General features: G+C 56.0%; 15 protein-coding genes and 1 pseudogene. 7 read left to right on the top strand and 9 right to left on the bottom strand.

Features of this window, described 5'->3' with window-relative positions; translation table 11 throughout:
* Positions 1 to 10 precede the first annotated feature (10 nt).
* The 4 genes from AC1Z32_RS35685 (at position 11) to AC1Z32_RS35670 (ending at position 5,636) form a co-directional block, all read left to right on the top strand.
* Positions 11 to 319, top strand: a complete 309-nt coding sequence (locus AC1Z32_RS35685; protein ID WP_483483574.1) for a hypothetical protein — start codon at positions 11 to 13, stop codon at positions 317 to 319.
* Positions 320 to 979: 660 nt separating this feature from the next.
* Positions 980 to 2,002, top strand: coding sequence for a GlxA family transcriptional regulator (locus AC1Z32_RS35680; protein WP_483483573.1), 1,023 nt, complete (start codon positions 980 to 982; stop codon positions 2,000 to 2,002).
* A gap of 56 nt (positions 2,003 to 2,058) precedes the next feature.
* Positions 2,059 to 4,419, top strand: coding sequence for a polysaccharide biosynthesis tyrosine autokinase (locus AC1Z32_RS35675; RefSeq protein ID WP_483483572.1), 2,361 nt, complete (start codon positions 2,059 to 2,061; stop codon positions 4,417 to 4,419).
* A 101-nt stretch (positions 4,420 to 4,520) separates the two neighbouring features.
* Positions 4,521 to 5,636, top strand: coding sequence for a glycosyl hydrolase (locus tag AC1Z32_RS35670; RefSeq protein WP_483483571.1), 1,116 nt, complete (start codon positions 4,521 to 4,523; stop codon positions 5,634 to 5,636).
* A gap of 50 nt (positions 5,637 to 5,686) precedes the next feature.
* Here the strand turns inward: AC1Z32_RS35670 and AC1Z32_RS35665 are convergent, their stop codons facing one another.
* Complete coding sequence (locus AC1Z32_RS35665) at positions 5,687 to 6,997, bottom strand: hypothetical protein (protein ID WP_483483570.1); 1,311 nt, start codon at positions 6,995 to 6,997, stop codon at positions 5,687 to 5,689.
* 1,430 nt (positions 6,998 to 8,427) lie between these two features.
* Here AC1Z32_RS35665 and AC1Z32_RS35660 point away from each other — a divergent pair.
* Complete coding sequence (locus AC1Z32_RS35660) at positions 8,428 to 9,666, top strand: glycosyltransferase (RefSeq protein WP_483483569.1); 1,239 nt, start codon at positions 8,428 to 8,430, stop codon at positions 9,664 to 9,666.
* 167 nt (positions 9,667 to 9,833) lie between these two features.
* The gene (locus tag AC1Z32_RS35655; RefSeq protein ID WP_483483568.1) at positions 9,834 to 10,724 is read left to right on the top strand and encodes a polysaccharide deacetylase family protein; all 891 of its coding nucleotides are present in this window, start codon (positions 9,834 to 9,836) and stop codon (positions 10,722 to 10,724) included.
* Between the two features lie 326 nt (positions 10,725 to 11,050).
* On the opposite strand, the gene hldE is transcribed toward AC1Z32_RS35655, so the two are convergent.
* The 8 genes and pseudogenes from hldE to AC1Z32_RS35615 all read right to left on the bottom strand — a co-directional run bounded on the left by hldE (position 11,051) and on the right by AC1Z32_RS35615 (position 20,577).
* Entirely contained in the window at positions 11,051 to 12,388 is a 1,338-nt protein-coding gene (hldE, locus tag AC1Z32_RS35650; protein WP_483483567.1) for a bifunctional D-glycero-beta-D-manno-heptose-7-phosphate kinase/D-glycero-beta-D-manno-heptose 1-phosphate adenylyltransferase HldE, read from the bottom strand.
* Positions 12,385 to 12,972 (bottom strand): D-sedoheptulose 7-phosphate isomerase, encoded by a 588-nt coding sequence (gene gmhA / locus AC1Z32_RS35645; RefSeq protein ID WP_483483566.1) that lies wholly within the window; start codon positions 12,970 to 12,972, stop codon positions 12,385 to 12,387. The genes hldE and gmhA overlap by 4 nt, the downstream gene beginning before the upstream one ends.
* 23 nt (positions 12,973 to 12,995) lie before the next feature.
* Positions 12,996 to 14,099 carry a glycosyltransferase family 9 protein gene (locus AC1Z32_RS35640; protein ID WP_483483565.1) on the bottom strand — a complete coding sequence of 368 codons (1,104 nt, stop codon included), beginning with the start codon at positions 14,097 to 14,099 and terminating at the stop codon, positions 12,996 to 12,998.
* A 117-nt stretch (positions 14,100 to 14,216) separates the two neighbouring features.
* Positions 14,217 to 15,488 carry a flippase gene (locus AC1Z32_RS35635; protein ID WP_483483564.1) on the bottom strand — a complete coding sequence of 424 codons (1,272 nt, stop codon included), beginning with the start codon at positions 15,486 to 15,488 and terminating at the stop codon, positions 14,217 to 14,219.
* Between the two features lie 188 nt (positions 15,489 to 15,676).
* On the bottom strand, positions 15,677 to 16,816 hold the full coding sequence (locus AC1Z32_RS35630) for an acyltransferase family protein (protein ID WP_483483563.1): 1,140 nt from the start codon (positions 16,814 to 16,816) through the stop codon (positions 15,677 to 15,679).
* Positions 16,817 to 16,951: 135 nt separating this feature from the next.
* Complete coding sequence (locus AC1Z32_RS35625; protein WP_483483562.1) at positions 16,952 to 17,992, bottom strand: glycosyltransferase family 4 protein; 1,041 nt, start codon at positions 17,990 to 17,992, stop codon at positions 16,952 to 16,954.
* A 49-nt stretch (positions 17,993 to 18,041) separates the two neighbouring features.
* A pseudogene (locus AC1Z32_RS35620) lies at positions 18,042 to 18,635 on the bottom strand (sugar transferase); the annotation flags it as partial.
* 403 nt (positions 18,636 to 19,038) lie between these two features.
* Positions 19,039 to 20,577, bottom strand: a complete 1,539-nt coding sequence (locus AC1Z32_RS35615) for a mannose-1-phosphate guanylyltransferase/mannose-6-phosphate isomerase (protein ID WP_483483561.1) — start codon at positions 20,575 to 20,577, stop codon at positions 19,039 to 19,041.
* Between the two features lie 161 nt (positions 20,578 to 20,738).
* Between AC1Z32_RS35615 and AC1Z32_RS35610 the strand changes: the two genes are divergently transcribed.
* Complete coding sequence (locus AC1Z32_RS35610) at positions 20,739 to 20,900, top strand: hypothetical protein (protein WP_483483560.1); 162 nt, start codon at positions 20,739 to 20,741, stop codon at positions 20,898 to 20,900.
* Positions 20,901 to 22,023: the final 1,123 nt, after the last annotated feature.

The following is a 22,023-nucleotide window of genomic DNA, read 5'->3' as shown; positions in this document are numbered from 1 at the left end:
GTCACGCCGTATGAAAGGAACCTTCTCACCGAGGGATTTCGACATGGGCGTGCGTCGGTTATGGAACGCCTCTCCATGGCCCATAGGATACGCCACGAAAAAAAATTTTCTGGCCAACACCTTGGCCAATCCTGCCACGCGTATTCGTTCCCCGGTCATGACGAACGATCTCGAGAGCATCATTGACCCGAAACGCACTCGCGAAACCTGCTACCCCTTTTTCTGCTTTTCACGGCATGCGATTACCGAACTGCTCTTAAACAACGGGTACGAAAGCCACAACAACGCTTCTACCGCAATAGATGGTGGCCAATTTTGAAGGAAAACTCATCGCCCTCTCGGCCGCAGAACAGGCACCTTAAGTCATTCGGGAAATCCCTAGGAACAAGTGCCAAGGTTTTCACAAAGCGGGAGAGAAGAAAACGTTTGCGAGGCGGTATGCTTGACGATGTGGCGCCGCGGCTTGTATCCCGCCCTCATTGACATCGCTCGGGACCGAGGGCGATCTTCCGTCATAACGATGCAAAACTTACTGACCCGATTATTTCAAGAAGGGTTAGTGTGCGGTTCCCCACAGTTCTTCGAGATTCGGCCATGCAGTATCGAGACCATCGATAGCTTTTGCGATCGCACATTCGCGCTGGTCATGATATTTGAATACTATCGATTCACTTTCATTTAGAACCTTACTTTACAAACGTTCGTTTTCCCAGTGAGTATGGCTGTCCGCAGACCTCTCATTGGCTTCAGTTAGATCGTAGGTTCACCGGACACATCGTCAGAACGCCGCCTTATTCAACAAGCGCGTCGATATGAACTTAATAATGTCGTACCGTTTCAAGATCGCAGAATTGTAATTGATTCCTGCCATCATGAAGGTACAGCAAAAACGTTCAGTTTCCCCGTGACATATTACGCAGTGCCAAGTCTGTGCAAAGGGCATTTAATCAATGATATGAACCTTTGAGGAATCACGGCCATGTCTCGCGCCATCTACGCCTGCAATGCAGAGCCCAGCAGTGACGCTAAACGATCCGCCGGGAACGTTGTTAAGCGCATAGGCATCGTTTTATACGACGGCTTCTCTCTCACCGCAACCGGTACGATGACAGAGGCCCTCCATATGGCAAACGAATTGCAAGAGTCCATCGGCGGAAGGAGCCTGACTTATAACGTTTGTTTGGTATCCGCGCGTGGTGGCATGGTTGCCTGCTCGTCCTCCGTGTGCGTGTTTACAGAACGCCTGGGTGCCCAGCCATTACATGACTTCGATGCGCTCTATGTCGCCGGCGGATCGGGCGCCGCGCGGGCTTCGGCCGACGACCGACTCATCAATCTGTTGAAAGTCGCAGGTTCCCAGGGCACAGTGATCAACGCGTTGGGCAACGGGCACGAGCTGTTGACAGCCGCCGGCTTGTTATTCAACAACTGGACGTCCCTGGAGCGCGACATCTCGGCGCGCAGAGATTCCAGCCGCCCTCAGACTGAGCGCAGCGATGCCCTGGTGCATTCGCTGGCGCTGCTCAAGCGAGATATTGGCTACGATGTAGCGTCGTCGGTGGCCGAGCGTCTCGCGTTCAATAACGACCAGCACGTATCGAGCATCTTGAGCAAGCTGGGCACGCCGACCGTGGCCGAGAAGGCAAGAGAATCCGCGCGTTGGCTGGAGCGCAACTGCGGAAATCCGGTCTCGGTGATCGACGCCGCGCGACTTGCCGCGATGAGTGAGAGAAATTTCTGGCGGCTTTTCAAGCGGGAGATCGGACTCACGCCTACGCAATACTTGTTGCGCGCGCGCCTGCAGCTCAGTTGCCAATTGCTGGAGAACAGCGAACTTCCCATTGACAAGATCGCTCGACGAACCGGCCTGACCAACGGGGAACGCATGTCGAAATTATTCAGAAAGCAGTTCTCCATGTCGCCCAGCGAGTACCGCGCGCGCAACCGGGAAGTAAGCGCAAGCCAGCCTGTCTACGTGGATTTTCGTAGCGCCAACACCTAAGTGCCTTGCCAGTGCGAGTGTATCGGCCGGAAGTTTCTGACTACCCGACCTTGGAGATGGCGACTTTGAACTCACCTTTCGTTGATGCTCGATTTTCCTCCCGCGCCGGCAACGGCGACGGGGGCTCGTCATTGCGCGACACGCTTTTTTTGATGCGCGACCACGTTTGGACGCTGCTGGCATGTGTGGCGGTCGCGGCCGCGCTGGCCACCGCCTACGCGTATCTCGCCACGCCGATCTATTCCGCCGATGCCATAGTTCGGGTCGATCCGACCGACTTGAACGCACTCGGCATCTCGAGTCAGACAAATACAGTACAACAGCAGCAGCAGCAATCGGGACATCAAGCCACCGCGGCGGAAATCGCCGTGATGCAAAGTCGTACCGTGCTCGAACCCGTGATCGGACGCTTCGGGTTTGACATCGAGGTGAAGCCCCACACATTTCCGATATTGGGTCGCGTGGCAGATCTGATGGCAAAGCCAGGCCATCCCTCATCGCCGTGGCTCGGGATGGATTCGTTTGCATGGGGCGGCGAAAAACTACGAGTAAGCTCGCTTTATGTGCCTCCGTCTCTGGAGGAAAAGCCGCTGGAACTGACGGTTTTAGACAAGGGAAGTTATGAACTGCGCGATCCGGATGGAGAGATCTTGCTGCGCGGCGCTGTCGGAACACAAGCCAAGTCCGCGGATGGCGTTTCGATAACGATCAACGAGATCGTCGCCAGACCCGGGACTCAATTCAAGGTGGTCCACCACAACACGTTCGATGCGATCGAAACGATGCGACGCCAAATTCGGGTCGCGGAGGTGACGAAGGATACAGGTATCGTCCAGATCTCCTTCACCTCGTCTCACCCGATACTGACAGCGGAAGTGGCCAATGCCCTGGCAGAGCAGTACATTGCGACGGCAGTGAAGAGACAGCAACTCAACGACACGAACACCCTTGAATTCATCCGCCAGGAGTTACCTCGCCTGACCGCTGACCTGAGGCGTTCAGAGGAGGCTCTAAGCAGCTACCAGTCATCGTCGCAATCGCTGCATCCCACGGCCGAAGCGCAGGCTTATCTTCAAGGCAGCCTGGAACTTCAGCAGCGGCTCGCCAGCTTGCAATTGCAGCGGACGCAGTTGATGCAGCTCTTCACGGCGAATAGCCCGCAAGTGCAAAACGTCGATAAGCAGATTTCGCAGTTGCAGAAAGCAAGTAGCGCATTCGATACACGATTCGGCAGGATGCCCACGTCAGAGCGGCGCAGCGCAGAGCTTACGCGGGACGCAAAAGTCGCCGAAGCGATCTATCTCAGCATGGTCAACAAGGCCGAGGAGCTTTCCGTGCGACGTGCCAGCACGAGCGGCGGCGCCCAGATCGTGGACAAGGCTTTGCGCCAATACAAGCCCATCAAGCCGAATCGCCTTCTTATCATTGGAGCGGGCGGCGGACTCGGCTTTTTAGGCGGCATGTTGCTCATCTTTCTGCGTCGTCACGTAATGACCGGTGTCACCGATCCCTTCTTCGTGGAGCGTCGCTTGAGCGTGCCGGTGATCGGTGAAGTGCTGTTCAGCCATAGACAGGCTCAACTGGATCAGGAGATTGCAACCACAACGATGCGGCATGTGTCATCGCAGGCATCCGCTGGCTCGACGAGTTTGATCAAGCCTGGTGCCCTACCCGACTACCGTCGAGACAGACAGTCTGAAGGATCCGGCGTTACGCCCGAAATGGTACGGGAGCGCGCGCGACTCCTTGCATTGAGATTTCCGAATGAACCCGCAGTCGAGGCACTCCGAGCGGTGCGTACGGAGGTGTGTGAGGAACTGGCGCAAAGACGAATCAATATCGCCATGTTGACCGGTCCAAGCCCTTCGGCGGGAAAGAGTTTTGTCGCGGCCAACCTCGCGGTGCTCCTGGCCGAAATCCGTTTGCGTGTTCTCCTTGTTGACGCGGACATGCGACGCGGCAATCTCGCTTCCTTTTTCAGGCAATCGAATCCGGGGGGCCTTGCCGACGTTCTCGGGGGCACCATGCACCTGTCTGATGCCATCCGATCGGTTGGCGTGCCCGGCTTGTCGTTCATGTCGTGCGGCTCCTATCCGAGTAATCCGTCTGAACTCTTGATGATGCCTGAGTGCAAGAAAACCCTTAACGAGCTCAGCGAGCAGTTCGATGTCGTGTTGGTCGACACGCCGCCGATCCTGGTGTTAACCGATGCGGCGATCATGGCGCGGCAGGCCGGCGCGACGATCCTCGTCCTTCGCTCCGGGATGCAAAGCGAAGACGAGATATCGGACACCGTGAGGAAGCTGCAGCGTGCGGGAGGCAATCTTCTCGGATCGGTGTTTAACGCGATACCCATGCGGTCAAGTAATTGGCGAAGCTATGGATACCCTGCGGAGTACACGCGCACGATACAGTAGACTTCCTTTCGATCATGGTTCGAACGTCTCATACTGCTGTCATTGCTTGACGTTATTCTTATCGAACGCTCCTTCACTCAGCTTCGACAAGTGTTAGCGATATGTCCAGACGAACCTTGATCATTGCGGCCATTCTGATGGGCGCAGGAGTGTGGCTTGGAATAGCGCTATATGCTGATCATTCCCGTTCCAAAGTTCCACACGGCGCCCACGATGCCGCACAAGGGGCACTGGAAAATGCCAACGCTACCTTGCCGTCACCACCCCAGATCGCCTGCGGAACGAGAACGACAGGGATTTTTTATGGAATAAACGGTCACGTGCAGCAAGGCGGCGCCTATTCAGAAAGCAGCTTCGATCTCCAGGTTTCGCAACTGCGCGAACTCGGTGCGACCCTATACAGACAAGACATTAGCGATGCGGAAGGCGCACGAACGGTGTCTGAGCTCGCCAGGGCGGCCCAGCCGCAATGCATTGGTGTACTCGCGGTGTTGGCGCTGATCCCTCAGGACCATAAAGATGAGGCGGCCGCATACGCGGACGGCTACAGTCTTGGTCGTACCGCTGCCACGATACTTAAAGGGCTCGTTACCTATTACCAAGTAGGTAACGAGCTCGAAACCGACGTCATTCACCCCGGCGCCGACGGCAGCGCACCTGGTGACTACGACAACACGAAGTTCAAGAAAGCGCGAGGATCAATCCTCGGCATGATTGCGGGGGTAAAGGAGATCGATCCCTCGGCCAAGATCGTGCTCACTGCACTAGGCTGGATACATTACGGCTTCTCCGACATGCTGCAAGAGGGCTCACAGCCGGACGGCACTCGCGGACACCCTGTCGTCAATTGGGACATCACCGCTTGGCATTGGTATTCGGATATGGGTTCGATAACGGCCGCAGGAGATGCGCGCACCAATGTTTTAGAACACCTTCGCGAAGCTTACCGCAAGCCAATCTGGATCACCGAATTCGGTGTGCGACCGGACTACAGGGATGGAGATGCTGGATCCTACCTGACAGGGAAAGACGCACTCGCCGGCTATGTGGCCAACGCAAAGACCTACGGCATCCAGAGCGTGGTTCTTTACGAACTCTATGACGACCTCCGCTTTGGAGGTGACGGAAACTATGGTTTGATCAAGGACGATGGCAAGACCCGTAAGCCTCTTTTCGAGACCGTTAGAAGTTTCATCGCGAAGAATCAGATGCCTTGACAAGCGAAAGCGTGTTGTCGGCTTGAGTTCCACCTGCTCCGGTCGAGGGGCTACGTCAACTGGGCATCGATCTGCTGATTCTGGTAAGCCCTCTTGAACCGCTGCTGTCGCAACCGCGAATAGGCGATTGCAACGAAGGTCCAAGGCGCGAGATAGGCAAACTCAGGAACGGACACCATTAACATCACCCACGTCGCGACACAACACTGACGTAGCGCCGTCCCCCTCACATCCGATTCCAGCCTGAAGGCCGGGTACAACAAGAGCAGGCTTAGGAAGACCGTTCCAATCAACCCCGTGTTCACAAGCATCGTGGAGAGCAAATCCGTCGATCTTATGTAGCCGAAGCCGATCCCGAACAGCTGATTGGCGAGCGATCCGTCCATCCATAGATCAAGCGACGCGCGGAAAAGATCAGATCGCTCGGCCCCTGATACATTGCTGCCGTCTATTTTGTCGATGATGATCTGCTGGAACAGGTCGGCAATGTAGTTCCTTGTCGCATACGCCGCCACGCACAGTAGCAGAATGCCGAGTATGACCTTTACCGGGTTAAAGCGAAGCTTACTGAGGCGGATAATCGCATAGACGCAGAATCCAATGAAAGCTGTGGATGACGTGCTCATGACGAGCGACGCTCCGATGATCCAGACAGGCCAGCGTGTTTTCGATGTCGCGTTGAAGTAGATCCAGAAGGGAAGCATGGACGCGGCATACATCGACGGTTCGCCCGTAAGACTCTTGAGCCGCGGCATCTCAAAGCCATGAATCGTGACCGACTGGAAGAGACTTCCAATGACATTGCCTTCTTCTGCGGTTCCCCCGCTGTGCTGAAAATCGGCACCAAACGCGCGATTCGTAAGAAAATCGCCTGGCTTGCCCATCACGCAAAAGTATGCGAACTCATACATTCCGTATAGAGCAAGCACGGTGGCCGATGCAAGCAGCCACTGCTCCCACGAGGGCTTGAAGAAGATGTACACATAGGCGCCATAAAGCACAACCGCGAGGAGATAAATGGACTGCGTGAATAAGCTCTTTCTTAAGATAAATGTCCACAGATCCGTCTCGTCGATCATGACTACCTTTGTGAAATTCGGGTAGTAAGGCGCCATCGCGTTCGCCAGCTGCGAACCTAGAAACATCGCCGCCCACGCAAAACCGGCGACGAGCAGGAAACTTACGTAGCGACTACGATCCGTCCCGGCGCACGCAAGCGCCACCGGCAGTGACAAAAAGCACATGAGATAGCCAGCGGTGCTGCCCGGAACCGAAGGCAGGACCACCACTGACGTAATGGGCATGGCAAACGCCCACACGGCAAAGTACCGGTCGATGAGTGATGAAGTACCTGTATTCATTGCCGATCGGACTGTCCATGAAGAACTGCAACTCGCGCAGGGAATTCGCGCGCTGCATCGGATTGGTCGAGGTACCGAGCGATGCACGGCACGAGAATGATGAAGTCCTGCAGGGAGACGTGGCGACCGTGTTCAACCAGTGGATCATTCGGCCGATTCGTTACTTAGTATGTGGGCTTGCACACTTTGACAGGTTTATTGTGTGGCGGGGCCGTGCGTCGTTGGTGTTTGGCGTGATTGCGTCGTTGCCGGCGTGCTAACCCTCCACCCGGATCGCATGATCGCTTGTTCCAGCAGGGCCTGCGATTCCGCGTGTTGACCATCAAGCGCAAGCGCTTTGCTCGCATGGTCCCGAACGCATGCCCACGCACCAACGCTGGCGCACGATCTCGCAAGAGTCAACTCCATATCGCGGGTGTGAGCAGTCGAAGCGGCTTCGCTTGCTGGCGTACGGGCCTCAATATGGAGCGCTTGCGACTCAACCGTGCCTTCGTCGGGTACGGCATCCGGCGGATCCACTGCCTGGCTGATATTGGGCGCCGCCCTCGGGCCATCCTCGCCAGAGCTTCCATTGATGTCCAGCGAATTTCGATCACTGTACGCTGGCGACACCGGTATCGTTTCGTCGCGCTCCCCTACCGCCACGAAAATGATCTTGCCCGTTGCGAGAATAAGAAGGAATACTATACCCACGGCAGAGGCCAGGAAGCCTCTTCTCAAAACGCCGCGCTCGCTGGCAGCAACAGGAACATCGTCCGGGCGATACCAACCGAACCGCGTGTTTGCTACGGCTCTAACCTGGTTCTCTGGGCCAAGAACCATATCGCAATGCGGGCATACCTCAGCGTCGGATGTGACCAGCCTCTGGCAATGCCTGCAAGCGAAGAACCGGTGCCTGGAAAAGATGCTGCTCATGCTGATCCTCTACTGCAAGCAAGGTTGCGGGCATGGCGCATTACAACGGACGATAGACCATCGTAGCTTGATATCTTCGGAAGCGCAAACGATGTCTTTCTACTTCGATCCAATCTTGCTTTGCGGCCTACCGATAAGAAACAAGGGACGGGTTCGACGATTCCGCCACAACGGCGGAATGGTTTCGATTGCTCATGCCACAGGCCACTTTTTGATGCTTGGCTAATGAACGCAGGTCACAGCGATATTGTCTGAGATGACCGATTTCTCGTGCATCAGAAAGAAGCAATGTCGTGCTTAATATCGTTGTTGCTGGTGATGGACCAAACTATTACTATCGGTATGGAGCACGTCGCAGCCTTCGTGCGACGCGAAAGTCTGCTTTGCCTCCCTGGTGGTAGTTGGTCTATACGTACTCCGGGTCATAACGAAAATCTTTCTCGCGAACGACAAGTATGTTCGCCCGTCGCGCGTGATGCGCTGTACGGAAAGAGCCGTACGTCGAGGAGACAGGCATGCAAGAGTGCAGAGTGTTGGTTGTCAACGATTTCGTGCAAAAAGGCGGGGCCGAGGAGGTCTATCGCCAATCCGTTGAGTCGTTGAGGGCGATGCCCGGTGTTGATGTCAAATGCTTCGACAATAGTTCTCTGGATCCGCACGCGCCTGCGTCGCCAGCGTGGAACCGTGCTGCGGCGAAAGCACTGGAGGAGGCCATCAAGGATTTCAGGCCGCATCGCGTGATGGTCCACAACTATCACAACGTGTTGTCGGCATCGGTGCTCGGCGTCATTGCCCGGTACAAGCGAGAAATGGGCTATTCGACGTATATGACCTGCCACGACTATCACGTTGTCTACTACAACCCGATGTTGCAGTACTACACAAAAGATGGCGCTTACACGGTGCCGCTCGACGCATTGAATACCCTGCGGACCTTCCGCTTGCGGGCGAGCAAGAAGGGGCTGATTCATGACGCCCTGAAAAAATGCTATTGGCATGCAATGCGCGCGTTGATCAAGCCAGAGCGCGTGTTCGATGCGGTTCTGTGCCCTAGCCCATTCATGCAGCAGGCGTTGCGCCGTCGCGGCATCGTCAATACCGTGATGGTGTCCAATCCGTCGGCAGTCGATTTGCCGCCAATGCCACTCAAGGTGAGCACATCACCGCGCGTCAATCTGGCATTCGTAGGACGTGTCGCACCGGAGAAAGGGCTGGTGCAGTTCATCGAACTCGCGCAAGCGGCCGGCTTCGCGCATATCGAGCGGCTCGAGGTATATGGCGACGGCCCGGATCGCGCCGCGATCGAGCAACGGTTCGCATCGCTCATCGCAAGTGGCCAGCTAGTCTTCTTCGGCCGGCTCGCGCAGGACGATCTCTTTGCTCGATTGCGCGCATCCGCGGACGCGCTCGTGCTGCCCTCGTTGTGCGCCGAGAATGCACCGCTTGCGATCATCGAGGCCGCCTCGCTCGGTCTTCCCGCGCTAGTTCACGATGTGGGCAGTCTGTCTACCTTCGGCAACGAGGTCGGCAACAAGATCATGTTTCGGAGCGATCCGTCCAGTCTCCGAGCAGCGATGTCACAACTCGTCGAACATCTGTCGCAGCCGGGACGCGAGTATCACATCAGCGACTATTCGCCTCGTCATTACGCGGCACGGCTTGCCTCCGTCATGCGGATCGGTGATGAAAGCGCGATGCCCGCTCATAACACTGGAAGCAGTGCGCTGGCGGAATCGAAGCGGTACTACGCGTAGAGGACCATGCCGGCATATGCCCGCTAGGTTGGCCGCAGCATGGGATCTTTCAAATCAGGTGGTCGAAGCTGGCGGCAGAAATTCCAATCACAACACGATTCGGCTCAGCGGAGCCCGGTGCTTGCTGTGCGAATCGTGTTGGATCTTTCAACCGGTGTGAGTGAACGATGAAAGCGAAAACGTTGTTGAGAGAGTCCTTTGCGCACATCGTGGTTTATGGCGGAATCGCCAAGGCGATCCGCTCTTTTCTCTGGCGCGATCGTGTGGCGTTCCTCCTCTATCACGACCCCGATCCCGCCCTCCTCGACAAACATCTGGAGTATCTAAAAACGATTTGCGACGTCATTCCAATGGACCAGGCCAACACGCCGGGGCGCGGGCGGCCGAGAGCGGTATTGACGTTCGATGACGGTCACGCGCGTAATGAACAGTTGCTGCCCGTCTTGATCAAGCATGACGTAAAGCCCACGATCTATCTTTGTAGCAGCATCGTTGGGCACCCTCGCTCGTACTGGTGGCTGGACCCTTCCACAAGAGGCGCTGATTGCGAGCGCCTGAAGAGGCTGACGAATCAGGAACGACTCTCCGAGCTCGGCGCCCGGGGGTATCGCCAGGACGGCGACGCGAATCCAGAATACATCAGCGGCCTTAGCACTGCGCAACTCGAAGCGATGCGCCCCTATGTCGACTTTCAATCGCATACGAGGTTTCATCCGATCCTGACACGCTGCGACGACCGGGAATGCTTTGACGAGATCGCTGGTTCGAAGCGCGAAGTTGAGGAACTGATCGGCGGGCCGTGCGAGCACTTCGCCTATACCAACGGGAACTACGGACCGCGCGAGATCGCGGCGCTAAAAGACGCGGGGTATAAGACTGGACGCACGTGCGACGTTGGCTGGAACGATGAGCGCACCGATCCGTTCCGGCTCAAGGCGTTCGAAATTCCGGACGACGCCTCCGTTTCATGGCTTGCTGCGAACCTGACCGGTATCCCGCTATATCTGCGCCATCTCCGGCAAAGCGGTAATTGGAGGGGCTACAAACCACAGTTTTGAAGCCACGGGCGAGGTAAGCACGATTGATTCAGCGCGGTCGCTTATCGAAGCTGCGTTATCCGTCGCGTCTTCGGCGGACGATGCCGATCTACCAAAACCCATCATTAGTTCATTCGGTTTCCTACACGTCTCCCGCACATGCTGTCGACAAACCGCTGCCCTCGTGATAAGTGACGGGCACAAGTGGACGAGCTCCCCCCAGCGGCTACTCGAACTTCGGCCTAACCGAAAGACCAAGCGTCGCTACGACAAGCTCGCCGACAGCGCTCTCATGGCTGCATCGCCAGCCCGCATCGTTGGATCGAGCGTGCAAGCTGGAACACGACCTAGTCCCCTCCCATGACCAGCACGTCCGGCATGAGCCGCGAAACGAGCCGTTCGGGTGTGTCCTCGGATAACGGGACCACCCAGTCGACGCACGAGAGCGCCGAAACCATGCGCATGCGCGTCGAGAGCGGATTGACCGGACGCCGTACCCCTTTGCGACGTTGGATGGAAGCGTCGTCATTGACGGCCACGATCAGCTTGTCGCCCAACGCGCGCGCTTTCTCCAGGGCATCGATGTGTCCGGGATGAAGAGTGTCGAAATACCCATTCGTCATTACGATACGCTCACCTCTTGTTCGAGCGCCGCTTACCTGACAGAGCAAACCGTCTTCTTCGAAAATGCCTCCGGCCGCGAACGCCGCCTCATAGTTGAGCGCTTGCTGAAGCTCGACGGGACTGACTGTGGCGGTGCCCAATTTGGTCACGACAACACCCGCCGCAAGATTCGCAAGTGCGACGCACTCCGGAAGCGAAACACCGGCACCCAGCGCAGCGCTGAGCGTCGCGACGACCGTGTCGCCCGCCCCCGTCACGTCATACACTTCGCGCGCGCGCGTCGGCAAATGCAGTGGTGCGTGATCGCGAGCGAGCAATGTCATCCCGTTTTCGCTGCGAGTTACGAGCACTGCTTCAAGGTCGAGCGTGTCGCGGAGTACTTCACCCTTGCGTTCAATATCGGCTTCGTTCTCGCAACGCCCGACTACCGCCTCGAACTCCGACAGATTCGGCGTAATGATGGTAGCGCCGCGGTAGCGTTCGAAATCCGTTCCTTTTGGGTCGACGATTACAGGCTTCCCAGCCTCGCGAGCGGCCGAAATGAGATCCGATGACCGGCGCAAAGCACCTTTTGAATAGTCCGACAGAATGACCGCGTCGACGCCGCTTAACTGTCGCTCAAAGGCAAGCTGCAGCTCGGCGAAATTCCAGTTAAGAAATTGATCTTCGAAATCCGCTCTTATCAGCTGTTGATGGCGCGAAAGAATGCGAAGTTTTGTTATGGTTCTACTGCCCTTCACGCGCTGCACCAAACATTCGACGCCCCCGGCGATCAGCATCTGTTCGAGCTGATCGGCATGAATGTCCTCTCCTGCAAGACCAAGAAGACGAGTATGTGCGCCGAGGACCGCTGCGTTCAACGCGACGTTGCCAGCACCGCCGATCCGCGTCTCTTCCATTTGGACATGGACCACGGGGACAGGCGCCTCCGGTGAAAGACGAAGCGCCGGTCCGTGCCAGTATCGGTCGAGCATAACATCGCCGACTACCAGGACACGGGCTCGCGAAAAATCAGGTAGCGCAAGGAACGGCGGGTGATTCCCTGTCTCCAGCATGTTCATGGCTGCTCCAAAGAGTTCGCTAGTCCGAGCGCCACTTCCACGGCGCCGCAAATCGTGTGGCCGATGAGGATGTGTGCTTCCTGGATACGCGCGGTGACGGAAGACGGCACGATAATGCTCGTGTCGCAGAGCTTCGCCAACTTCCCGCCCTCACGGCCGAGCAGACCAATGGTACGAATGCCCATTTCTCTTGCCGACTCCACCGCGCGCAATACATTCGCTGAATTTCCCGAGGTTGAAATGCCGATCAGGCTATCGCCCTTGCGTCCCAGTGCAACGACCTGTCTGCTGAAGACATCATCGTATGAATAGTCATTGCTGATGCAGGTGAGCGCGGAAGTGTCCGTGGAAAGTGCCATCGCCGGAAGTGGCCGGCGATCCTTGATGAACCGCCCGGTGAATTCGGCCGCCAGGTGCTGGCTATCTGCCGCCGAACCCCCGTTTCCGCACAGCATCAACTTCCCGCCTGAGCGCATGGAATTCGCAATGACGTCGACAGCCGCCCAGATCTCGTCGTTCAGACTCGCCAGCCTGGAAATTACCGCTGCGTGCTCGTCCAGATTAGCCAGAAATATATTTGACATATCGAACCCCCAACGGATACCCACTAGATAATGGAATACTCGTCACGCAGAGCGTTGACGACCGCATCAACGCTAATCTTGTCCATCAGATACTTCGGCTTTTTCGGATACTCGAATCCCAAGTTTAGATACATCCCCCCTTCTCTTTCCGACACCGCGAGAACACCTCTTTCCTTGGACACGGGTCCCCATCGCGAGGGATTCGTGGGACCGTGCAAACTGATCATGGGCGTATCCAGCATGGCGGACAAATGCATGATTCCGGTGTTCACGCAGATTACGCAAGCCGCCCGACTGATTAGCTCGGCGACGCCGGAAAATCCAAACTTGGCTGCGGCGTTTATTACGTTCTCGCCTCCAATTAACTTCCTCAATTCCTCGGCGCGATCAGAATCGCCAGGACCTCCGGTAATTACAATTACATAGCCTCTCTCGATCAATGTGCGAGCGAGGTTGCACCAATATGTGATGGGCCACTCGCGCATGGCGCTATTAGTGCCCGCAGCCCACGGATGAAAAACGATATATTTGTCGCCCGTAATCTGTGACGCCCCCGTTGCTTGAACGTCTTTGGTTATCCGAGGATACTCCCGCGACTGCACCCCCAACGGATTCAATAACTTCCTGAAATTGTCAACCTCGTGCACATTACTGTTGTGCTCAACACATGCGTCATAGGCATAGTGACGAAATTGCTGACGTGTCTTGAATCCGATAGTAAATTTCGAGCGCGTGAAAGCCGCCAATATCGCAGATATTCTGGGCCACTGTGAAGTATCGATCAGCACATCGACCTTGAACTGCCTCACCAGACGAACGGCCTGGAACGGGTTTGTCACCGGAACGATCGAAATTTCATCGAATCCCTTGAACAGGTCATATATACCGGCATTACTTTTTGAAGCAAATACGATTACCTTCGAGACATTTGCAAGCCTTTTTACTTCGGCTATCAAAAACGACGATAGAATCGAGTCGCCTATCGCTGCGAACGCAAAGATCCCTACCGTCGAGTAATCGGACGGTACGCTCCTCTTCTTGCGAATTGCGCCCAATATGTATAGAAGGACGCCACCCACACAAAGATCAACCTTCTTCATAAGACCCTGCCCGCGCTCACTTTTCATATCAAATTCCGATAGATCGAGTCATTCAGTGGATCACCTGAGCAATTGCACGACAGCGGCAAATGCATGAGGTATAACGCGACAAATTCGCTGATCACCTCTCATGTACGGTTCGCGTCACGTTCCCGAACCCGCGCCTTCGACGATGGGGCGCTTGAGGAACGGTACGCCTTCCAAGTGCAGCGTGAACGCCATTCCGGCGGCCACGAGCGCCTCAACGATCAGCACTGTAGCCGCCGCACCCTGTTCGCTGAAGAGTTTCGCGAGCACGGCGAGCAAGCCAAAATTCAGCACGGCCGACGCGACCAATACCCGGCTAAACTGCGACTTCATGCCGAGCGGAAGCATCGTCTGAACACCGAACAGATCTGAGAGGCCAACCATCAACGGCACAAACGCCATCCAACGCAGTACCTCTACGGTGGGCAAGAACTGCGGTCCATACAAAAGTTTTACTGCAAGCGGAGCACCGAAAAATATCGTCAAAGAGATCAGCGACACTACCACGCCCTGTACGACCAACATCTTGCGCAGAAACGCAAATGCATCGTCCTTGGCGTGGTGCATGAGGAAGCTCACGCGAGGATAGGCAGCGGTCCTGAGCGGCTGAAGTATGTTCGTCGCCGCGCGGATCAGCTTGTCACCGGCGGCGAAATAGCCGCCCGCGACGTTGCCTGCAATGAAGGTGAGCAGCACAATGTTACTCGATGCATAGATGTCGACCAGCGATGTGGCGATGAACACGCTCCAGCCTTCTTTCAGACGGGCGACGATAGTCTTGAACGACACCCTCACGAAGTCGAGCTCGCGACGAAAGTACAGATACGTGCATAGCGCAATGCCCGAGAGCAGCGGCACCAGCGCGTTCACCACCATCGCAGTATTCAAGTCATCGCGCTCGCGCACAAAAATGTAGATCGCGGGAACGCTCAACGCGCGACCGGCGAATACCAGTACGCTTTCCACGCCCAGTTCCTCGATTCCCTGGAAGTACCATGTCGGAAGCAACATGGCGCCGACCGCTTGCCCATAGCCGATTAGCAAGAGTTCGCGATTCTCTTGCAGGTAGGGAACGACGACTGTCAGCGCGATCAGCACGGCGAAGCCGGCTATCGCGAGCGCAACTTGCGTGAGAATCGTTTCCCAGAACACCTTCGAGCGCAGTTCACGGCTTTCTCGGTTGATGGAAATCTTCGGTGTGGCCGTCAACGAGAAGCTGTAGTTTGTGATCGAAATGAAATAGGCGGTAAAGGCCATGGCGAATGAAAGGCGTCCATAGTCGGTCGGACCCAGGACGCGCGCAAGCCAAGGCAACGTCAGCAGCGGTGCAAGGTACGTGGACACCTGCAACGTCATCAGAATCGTTAAGTTCTTTCGAAAAGAAGCCATGCGACAATCCCCGTATTTATCCCAGCATAGTTTTGATGGCTATGATGCAAGGTTGCGAATTCGCAGGATCGACGCCTGATTCGAAATGGACTTGGCCGGCAAGGACTTCGAAAAGTGACCCAGAGAGCGATGCGAAAGGAGGCTTTTTTGTAGGAGCAGCATAGTGGGGCCTGTCATGGTGTCGGCGATCAACGACCGCTGTCGTCCGCGGCGGAGACGCTCTTATAGACCGCATTCGGCACTTTAGCCCGGCGCGACGATGTCAACGCGTGCGCAAACCGGATACACGGGGCTTCGACTGCCCGAAAGCTCAGCCATGAAAGACCAACCGCCATCACCGTCGTAACGATCATGTACACGCCGAGAGGGGCGCCGACCCAGCCAGCGCGCTCGCATACCCAATAGAGACAATACAAGGGTATTCCGTGCAGCAGGTAGATCGAATAGCTGATCTCCCCAAGCCACGCGAAAAGGCGCAGGTGTATCTTCCATATGGTCGTCAACAACGCAAACAGCGCGAGCCCGAGCACATAGCTGATCGAATTGATCATGTGCTGGCTGTCGTTTTGCACGAACGCGACGGCACCCGTCAACAGGGCGGTTCCTGCTATCACAACCGTCATCGCAAGCAGCCAGGTCCTGTAGGACCACTCTATATGCATTGCCAAGATACCCGGCAATCTTAAAGTCATCCGTTCATTCGGGGTATCGTACGCTTTTCGAAAGCATGCGCCCCAGAACATGATCGACAGGTGATACAGCATGCCCTTGTATTGGCCGAGCGCCGTGGCGGGAACGATCTTCAAAGCAGAGGTGACAACAAAAGCTGCACAAAGCCCGATGCAGGTCAGGCAAAGTGCGCGCATTTGCTGAATGCCTCCCAGCCAGAACAGCCCGAGGCACAGTAGGTAGAACACGAGCTCCGTCTCAAGTGTCCAATAGTGGCCCATCACTTCGGGCTGGCCAAGCACAACAGGAATCATTGTTGCGTTCGCCAGCCAACCGGCAGCGTCCAGCTTCTTGTCGAAGAGCGTCCAGTAAGCGAAATACCCCAAGGGTATCGATAGCCAGAAGGCCGGATAGAGCCGGAAAAATCGTCTAATCAGGAATCGACGCGAGCCATCGACAGCCGCCCCGGTCAAGCCTCGCGGAATCAGGAGACCACTGAGGGCGAAGAACACTACAACGCCAATACGGCCGAAGCCTCCATATTGTTGAAGGGCATTCAGCCATTGTTGCGAACCTGCAATCCCGGCAAACTCCTCCGCGTAGTGCGTCCACATGACGAGTAACACTGCCACGGCACGGATCGCGTCCACATGAGCCATGCGATGCGGGTGCACTTCCTCTGTCGTTCTCAACGGTAAGCCCCCTCCTGAAACAAGCAACCGTTATTCAGATGAATCCGTTTAAGCAGCGCCTTGTCATGCTAATTGCGCTACGTCTCTTGCTGAATCCATGAATTAGGTGCGGGTCAGGATATTCTCGACCAGTTCCTCTGCGGCCAATCCCCAATCGTAGAATTGCACGCGTCGCCTTCCCTTCTCGATCAACTCTCCTCTTATCTCGTCGCTTTTCAAAACCTCTTCAATCACCGTTGCCATGTCCTCGGGCGAATGGGGGTCGAAATACCGCGCGGCGTCGCCGCACACTTCGGGAAGCGATGCCGCGTTCGAACACACAACGGGAACGCCTAAGGCCATCGCTTCTATCGTGGGCAGCCCAAAGCCTTCGTACGTCGACGCCTGAACAAAACAGGCCGCGTGCGTGTACAGGGATCGAAGCTCGTCTTCGTTCACATATCCGGCAAAAACGCATTTCTTCGCATCAACGTCGATGCCTGACGAGAAAAGGCTCAGGTCGGTTCCACCGGCGACCACGAGCACATGATCGGTATCGATGTGGCTCACAGCGGCAAGCAAGTTGCGTAGATTCTTTCCCGCCTGCCGGCTTCCGACTGCTAATAGGTAAGCTTTCGGCTCCACCCCTAACCTGCTCAGAACATCGTCCGATCGACCGTTTCTCAAGACGTGGCCAGCACCTTCCCGGACGAGGATGAAGTCGTCATGGCGCTTACCGAGCGCAGACGCCAGTCGGCCCCTCGAGAAATTCGATACGGACGCCAGCCGACTTGAACCGGCCGCCAATAATCTCATCTGGAAGATCGCCCAACGTCGATACAACTTTGAGAAATTCTCAGGGACATCGAATACGGCGGCGTCGTGTAGAAGCACCAGTTGACGTCCATGAGCAAAAACTGGCGCCGTATTACATAGGTTGACGAGCGCACCGCGACGAGCTCGAAGCGGCAAAATCAGCTGCTCCCATAGTGCCGCGATAACGGGCCGTAACTTCGAACGCCCAATCCACTGTGGGGGAGTCAACACCTCACACGCGACATTTCTCCTCCGACATTCATCGACGATCCGGTTACCCAATTCATGCCCGACGCGCTGGACACCCGTCAGGCGTGTGAGTCGATACTTTCCGTTAATAAAAATCATTGTCGGTCGCGCGTTGAAATATTGGAGGCAGCCTCAAGCCACACGTTTCTCAGTAGGCCCCATCTTTCTCAAAGACAACCTTGAACGTCCGCAGAAGAATGGTCACATCGAGCAGGACGGAGCGCTCTTTTACATAGGAAACATCGAGCGAGACTCTCGTTGCATAGTCGACATTGTTTCTTCCGCTGACCTGCCATAGTCCTGTCATTCCTGGTTTAACCATCAAATAGTAGTGCGCGTCCGAGCCGTACCGTGGCAACTCCTTTTCGACGATTGGTCGCGGACCGACAAGACTCATGTCACCGACGAGCACGTTCCAAAGTTGTGGGAGCTCGTCAAGACTCGTCCGACGTAGAATCCGTCCGATAGGCGTTATCCGGATATCGTTTTTGAGCTTGAAGTCTCGATTCCATTCCTCTCTCGCCTGGGCATCTTTGGCAAGGAGATCAGCAAGCACCGCGTCGGCGCCGTTTACCATGGAGCGAAATTTGAAGCACCTGAATACGCGCCCGTCCCGCCCGATCCGATGATGACCAAAGATGGGGTTTCCCCCGTCCCTGGATACGATAAAGCTTATGGTCAAAAAGAACGGAAGTAACAGGATCAGCAATGTCGACGATCCGAAAATATCAATGGCGCGCTTGGCGCCGTCGCTAACAGAAGACCGCAGGCCGCGATTTTCGGCGCGCCCGGCAGGTCCGTCCGATGAAATCGGTTCGCCAGCGCCTGCGTACTCGGACGCACTGTCAATGCACGAACCGGATGGGCCTCTGCCACCCGAATGCAAAGCATTTGAGCGGGAGAGGGCCTCGTGTTCGTTTGAACCTGATTCCCATACCTCGTCGACTAAGGCCATTGCTGTCCCCGGTTCAAAGTTACATGACATTACATCAATGTTTCATATCGAAGTCGTGAATCGGCGCGCACGTTAGCGAGGTCATTGCTGTGTTCGCACCGCTTACTAACATTCTGATAGCAAAGAGCCAAACCAAGAATCCCGGTATATCGCGCATATCATTCCCAACCGGAATGCCGCGGCATTTGAATCAACTGTAGGAAGGCAACGCGCGACCGTACGTGTCTTCGAGGCGTACGATATCGTCCTCACCAAGGTAGGTTCCGGATTGGACCTCAATGATCTCAAGCTGCACTTTTCCCGGATTCTCAAGGCGATGTCGAACGCCGATCGGAATGTACGTCGACTGATTTTCCGATAACAGGAATTGTTCTTCGCCACGAGTCACCAGCGCGGTACCACATACGACGACCCAGTGCTCTGCACGGTGATGATGCATTTGGAGCGATAGTCGCGCACCGGGCGTCACCACGATGCGCTTGACCTGAAAACGCTCGCCATGTTCGATCGAATCGTAGAACCCCCACGGACGGCGCACCTTCCGATGCGTTTCTGCTTCGGGCGCGTTCTGCTCGTGAATGCGGTCGACGAGTCCCTTGATGTCTTGTGCACACGAGCGGTCCGCGACAAGCACCGCATCATCGGTCTCGACAACGATCAGGTTGGTCGTGCCAACGCATGCGACAAGGCGGCCGCCTTCGGACCGCGCGTAACTCGACGTCGCGCCCTCGAAGATGACGCGTCCGCTTGCGACGTTGCCAAACCGGTCCTTTTCCATCGCCTCCCAAACCGCATCCCACGAACCTAGGTCCGACCATCCAGCGACGAGTGGAACCACAGCGGCTTCGCAGGGGGAGTCCTGTTCACCGAGACGTTCCATCACGGCATAGTCGATCGAATCGGATGGAACACGGCCGAACGCAGACGCACAGGGACGGATGAACTTCCCGTCGTCGTGACCTCCTTTTTGCGCGGCGAAGCACTCCGCGTACATCTCGGCGTTGAGGTGGGCGAGCGTGTCGAGCCAAACGCTCGCGCGCACGATGAAAATTCCGCTGTTCCACCAGTAGATATTCGACGCAACATACTGCGCAGCAAGTTCAGGCGCAGGCTTTTCCACAAAGCCTTCAATGCGGTGTGCGCCGTCATCGAGCGCGTCCCCGATGCGGATATAGCCGAACGCGGTATCGGGGCGCGTGGGTGGAATGCCGAGCGTCGCGATCATGCCGCGTTGTGCGTATCCGGCGGCGACGGAAATTGCATGGTGAAGAGCAGGACCATCTGGGATCGAATGGTCAGCGGGCATGGCAACGATGATCGCGTCCTGCCCGTCCTTCATCACCTCGAGCGCGGCCAGCGTGAGCGCGGGAGCTGTGTCACGCCTCACCGGCTCTACGATGATGGTCGCTTCGAGGCCGCAGGAGCGCATCTGCTCATCCGTCGTGAAGCGATGCTCTTCGCCGCAAACGATGATCGGTTGCGCATCGACATCAAAGTCCCCCGTGAATCCTCTCATTCGTGTGGCGGTGGCCTGAAGTAGTGAGGTAGATGCGACCACGCCAATCAACTGCTTCGGAAACTGCCCCCGCGACATCGGCCACAGTCGCGTCCCGGAACCGCCAGCAAGAATAACCGGAACTAGCCTGCGACACGCCTGGCTGGCGAATGCCGGCATCGCACTTTCAGTTGTGCCCGCCGTCGTATGTTCCTGGGCCGTTGTATTCAGCATATATGCACTCCTAATTGGTGTTAGGAATTACATTGACGCTCTTGCTCGACCGCTTTAGGTCATCGATCCGACAGAAAGAAAGCCCGCTTCCGGGCAGTGAACAGCGAAGCTGCTCCGCTTATGCAGCTCAGATAGAAAGTAATCTGGAACAACCCTGACAGATGATCGATCGCACCGTATCGGCTTACGTCGTATGGCTGGATGCGACCAAGCACTCAGCATACTTCATGAGAGAAAAAATTCTCGCCAACACCTTGGTCAATCCTGCCAAGTTCCTCTTCGGCGGTCGAAAAAAGGCTGCCCGTTCTGTTCCGGCGCGATGAACGAGGCCCGCGCTCTCTGCCCCCGCGCGGTAAGGCTAAGGTTATGTTCTGCTGAATGTCACCGAGACGCGACAGGTCAGTACCGTGCTTTTCTGCGAATGCGGCTTATCCGCCGCTTACTGGCCGCTTTTTCTTCTCTTTGCGTGCATCTGCCGATCGCTGGAACAGGGGTTTGTGCGAGGCTAACTCACTTCGTCATCGCAATTTTATTGCTCGTGTTCGTCCTTCGGTGCTCTTGATCGCGCGACACATAACGCGCAGCCGAAAATTCCGATCAGCACCCCAAGTATTAAGCACGCAAAATGGGTAACAAAGCTCATCATTTAATGAAGTCCTTGATTGGTATAGATGCCTTAATAGACTTACCGTCACAGTTCGCGAGCCGCAGCGTCCCCATATTGTCGTGCTTCCGATGTGGCCAACCGCGCACACGTTCGGCTCCCGCCGCCCTCCCGGCCTCGACCAGGCGTCGTTCACTGTTTGCGTGGAATCCCGGGCCTAATATCGAAGCGTTCTTATCGTTACTTAAGAGCGAAGGCAGTACGAAAAATTAATGCTCGATCCCGGAGGCCGGCGGCCAAATTCGGCAGGCTTTGGATTATAGGCTCCGGCGTTGGTGCCGAACCGCACTCTTGGCGAAGGAGCAAGATGCGACCTGCATTTAGCTCTCAATCTGCTTTCGGCGAGACGAACGTTCGGGTGTCCGCGACGCTTTGGTTCGAACTACCGAAGACTTTTAACCGAGCAGAAGCTTAAGAAGACCTTCTTTCACGCCTCAATAGATCAGACAAATACATCACTTTCTGCTCCATCCGGTAAATTATCCCGCAAATACTACTTACACCTGATGATATAGCGGCAAATAGTATTTCATGTTATTATCTTACTATAGAACGCGTCCAATCGTATGAGTAATGATGTGTAAGAAGACGCGAAGGGGAGAAAGCCGGTTAGTTTTCGGCTTTCAATACAAACGTTTGCGGATATTCGGGGCCGCAGCGAGCTTGCGCGGCAGTCGGTCAAACTGGCCCTTAAAGCTGTTGTGCATTCGACGACGGTAGCGTCGTCGGGTCATCGCCTTGGCTCCGCTGCTTCGTCGTCGATACGTTAAGAACAGCGTTCG

This window comes from Caballeronia sp. 11_S32 (assembly GCF_056930355.1).
Note: the sequence above shows the minus strand (reverse complement) of the source record. Positions and strands in the feature narration are given on the sequence as shown.

Excerpts from the sequence above, each read along its gene's own strand:
- AC1Z32_RS35685 (WP_483483574.1), top strand. The coding sequence starts at position 11 with ATGAAAGGAACCTTCTCACCGAGGGATTTCGACATGGGCGTGCGTCGG.
- AC1Z32_RS35680 (WP_483483573.1), top strand. The coding sequence starts at position 980 with ATGTCTCGCGCCATCTACGCCTGCAATGCAGAGCCCAGCAGTGACGCT.
- AC1Z32_RS35675 (WP_483483572.1), top strand. The coding sequence starts at position 2,059 with ATGGCGACTTTGAACTCACCTTTCGTTGATGCTCGATTTTCCTCCCGC.
- AC1Z32_RS35670 (WP_483483571.1), top strand. The coding sequence starts at position 4,521 with ATGTCCAGACGAACCTTGATCATTGCGGCCATTCTGATGGGCGCAGGA.
- AC1Z32_RS35665 (WP_483483570.1), bottom strand. The coding sequence starts at position 6,997 with ATGAATACAGGTACTTCATCACTCATCGACCGGTACTTTGCCGTGTGG.
- AC1Z32_RS35660 (WP_483483569.1), top strand. The coding sequence starts at position 8,428 with ATGCAAGAGTGCAGAGTGTTGGTTGTCAACGATTTCGTGCAAAAAGGC.
- AC1Z32_RS35655 (WP_483483568.1), top strand. The coding sequence starts at position 9,834 with ATGAAAGCGAAAACGTTGTTGAGAGAGTCCTTTGCGCACATCGTGGTT.
- hldE (WP_483483567.1), bottom strand. The coding sequence starts at position 12,388 with ATGAACATGCTGGAGACAGGGAATCACCCGCCGTTCCTTGCGCTACCT.
- gmhA (WP_483483566.1), bottom strand. The coding sequence starts at position 12,972 with ATGTCAAATATATTTCTGGCTAATCTGGACGAGCACGCAGCGGTAATT.
- AC1Z32_RS35640 (WP_483483565.1), bottom strand. The coding sequence starts at position 14,099 with ATGAAAAGTGAGCGCGGGCAGGGTCTTATGAAGAAGGTTGATCTTTGT.
- AC1Z32_RS35635 (WP_483483564.1), bottom strand. The coding sequence starts at position 15,488 with ATGGCTTCTTTTCGAAAGAACTTAACGATTCTGATGACGTTGCAGGTG.
- AC1Z32_RS35630 (WP_483483563.1), bottom strand. The coding sequence starts at position 16,816 with ATGGCTCATGTGGACGCGATCCGTGCCGTGGCAGTGTTACTCGTCATG.
- AC1Z32_RS35625 (WP_483483562.1), bottom strand. The coding sequence starts at position 17,992 with ATGATTTTTATTAACGGAAAGTATCGACTCACACGCCTGACGGGTGTC.
- AC1Z32_RS35615 (WP_483483561.1), bottom strand. The coding sequence starts at position 20,577 with ATGCTGAATACAACGGCCCAGGAACATACGACGGCGGGCACAACTGAA.
- AC1Z32_RS35610 (WP_483483560.1), top strand. The coding sequence starts at position 20,739 with ATGATCGATCGCACCGTATCGGCTTACGTCGTATGGCTGGATGCGACC.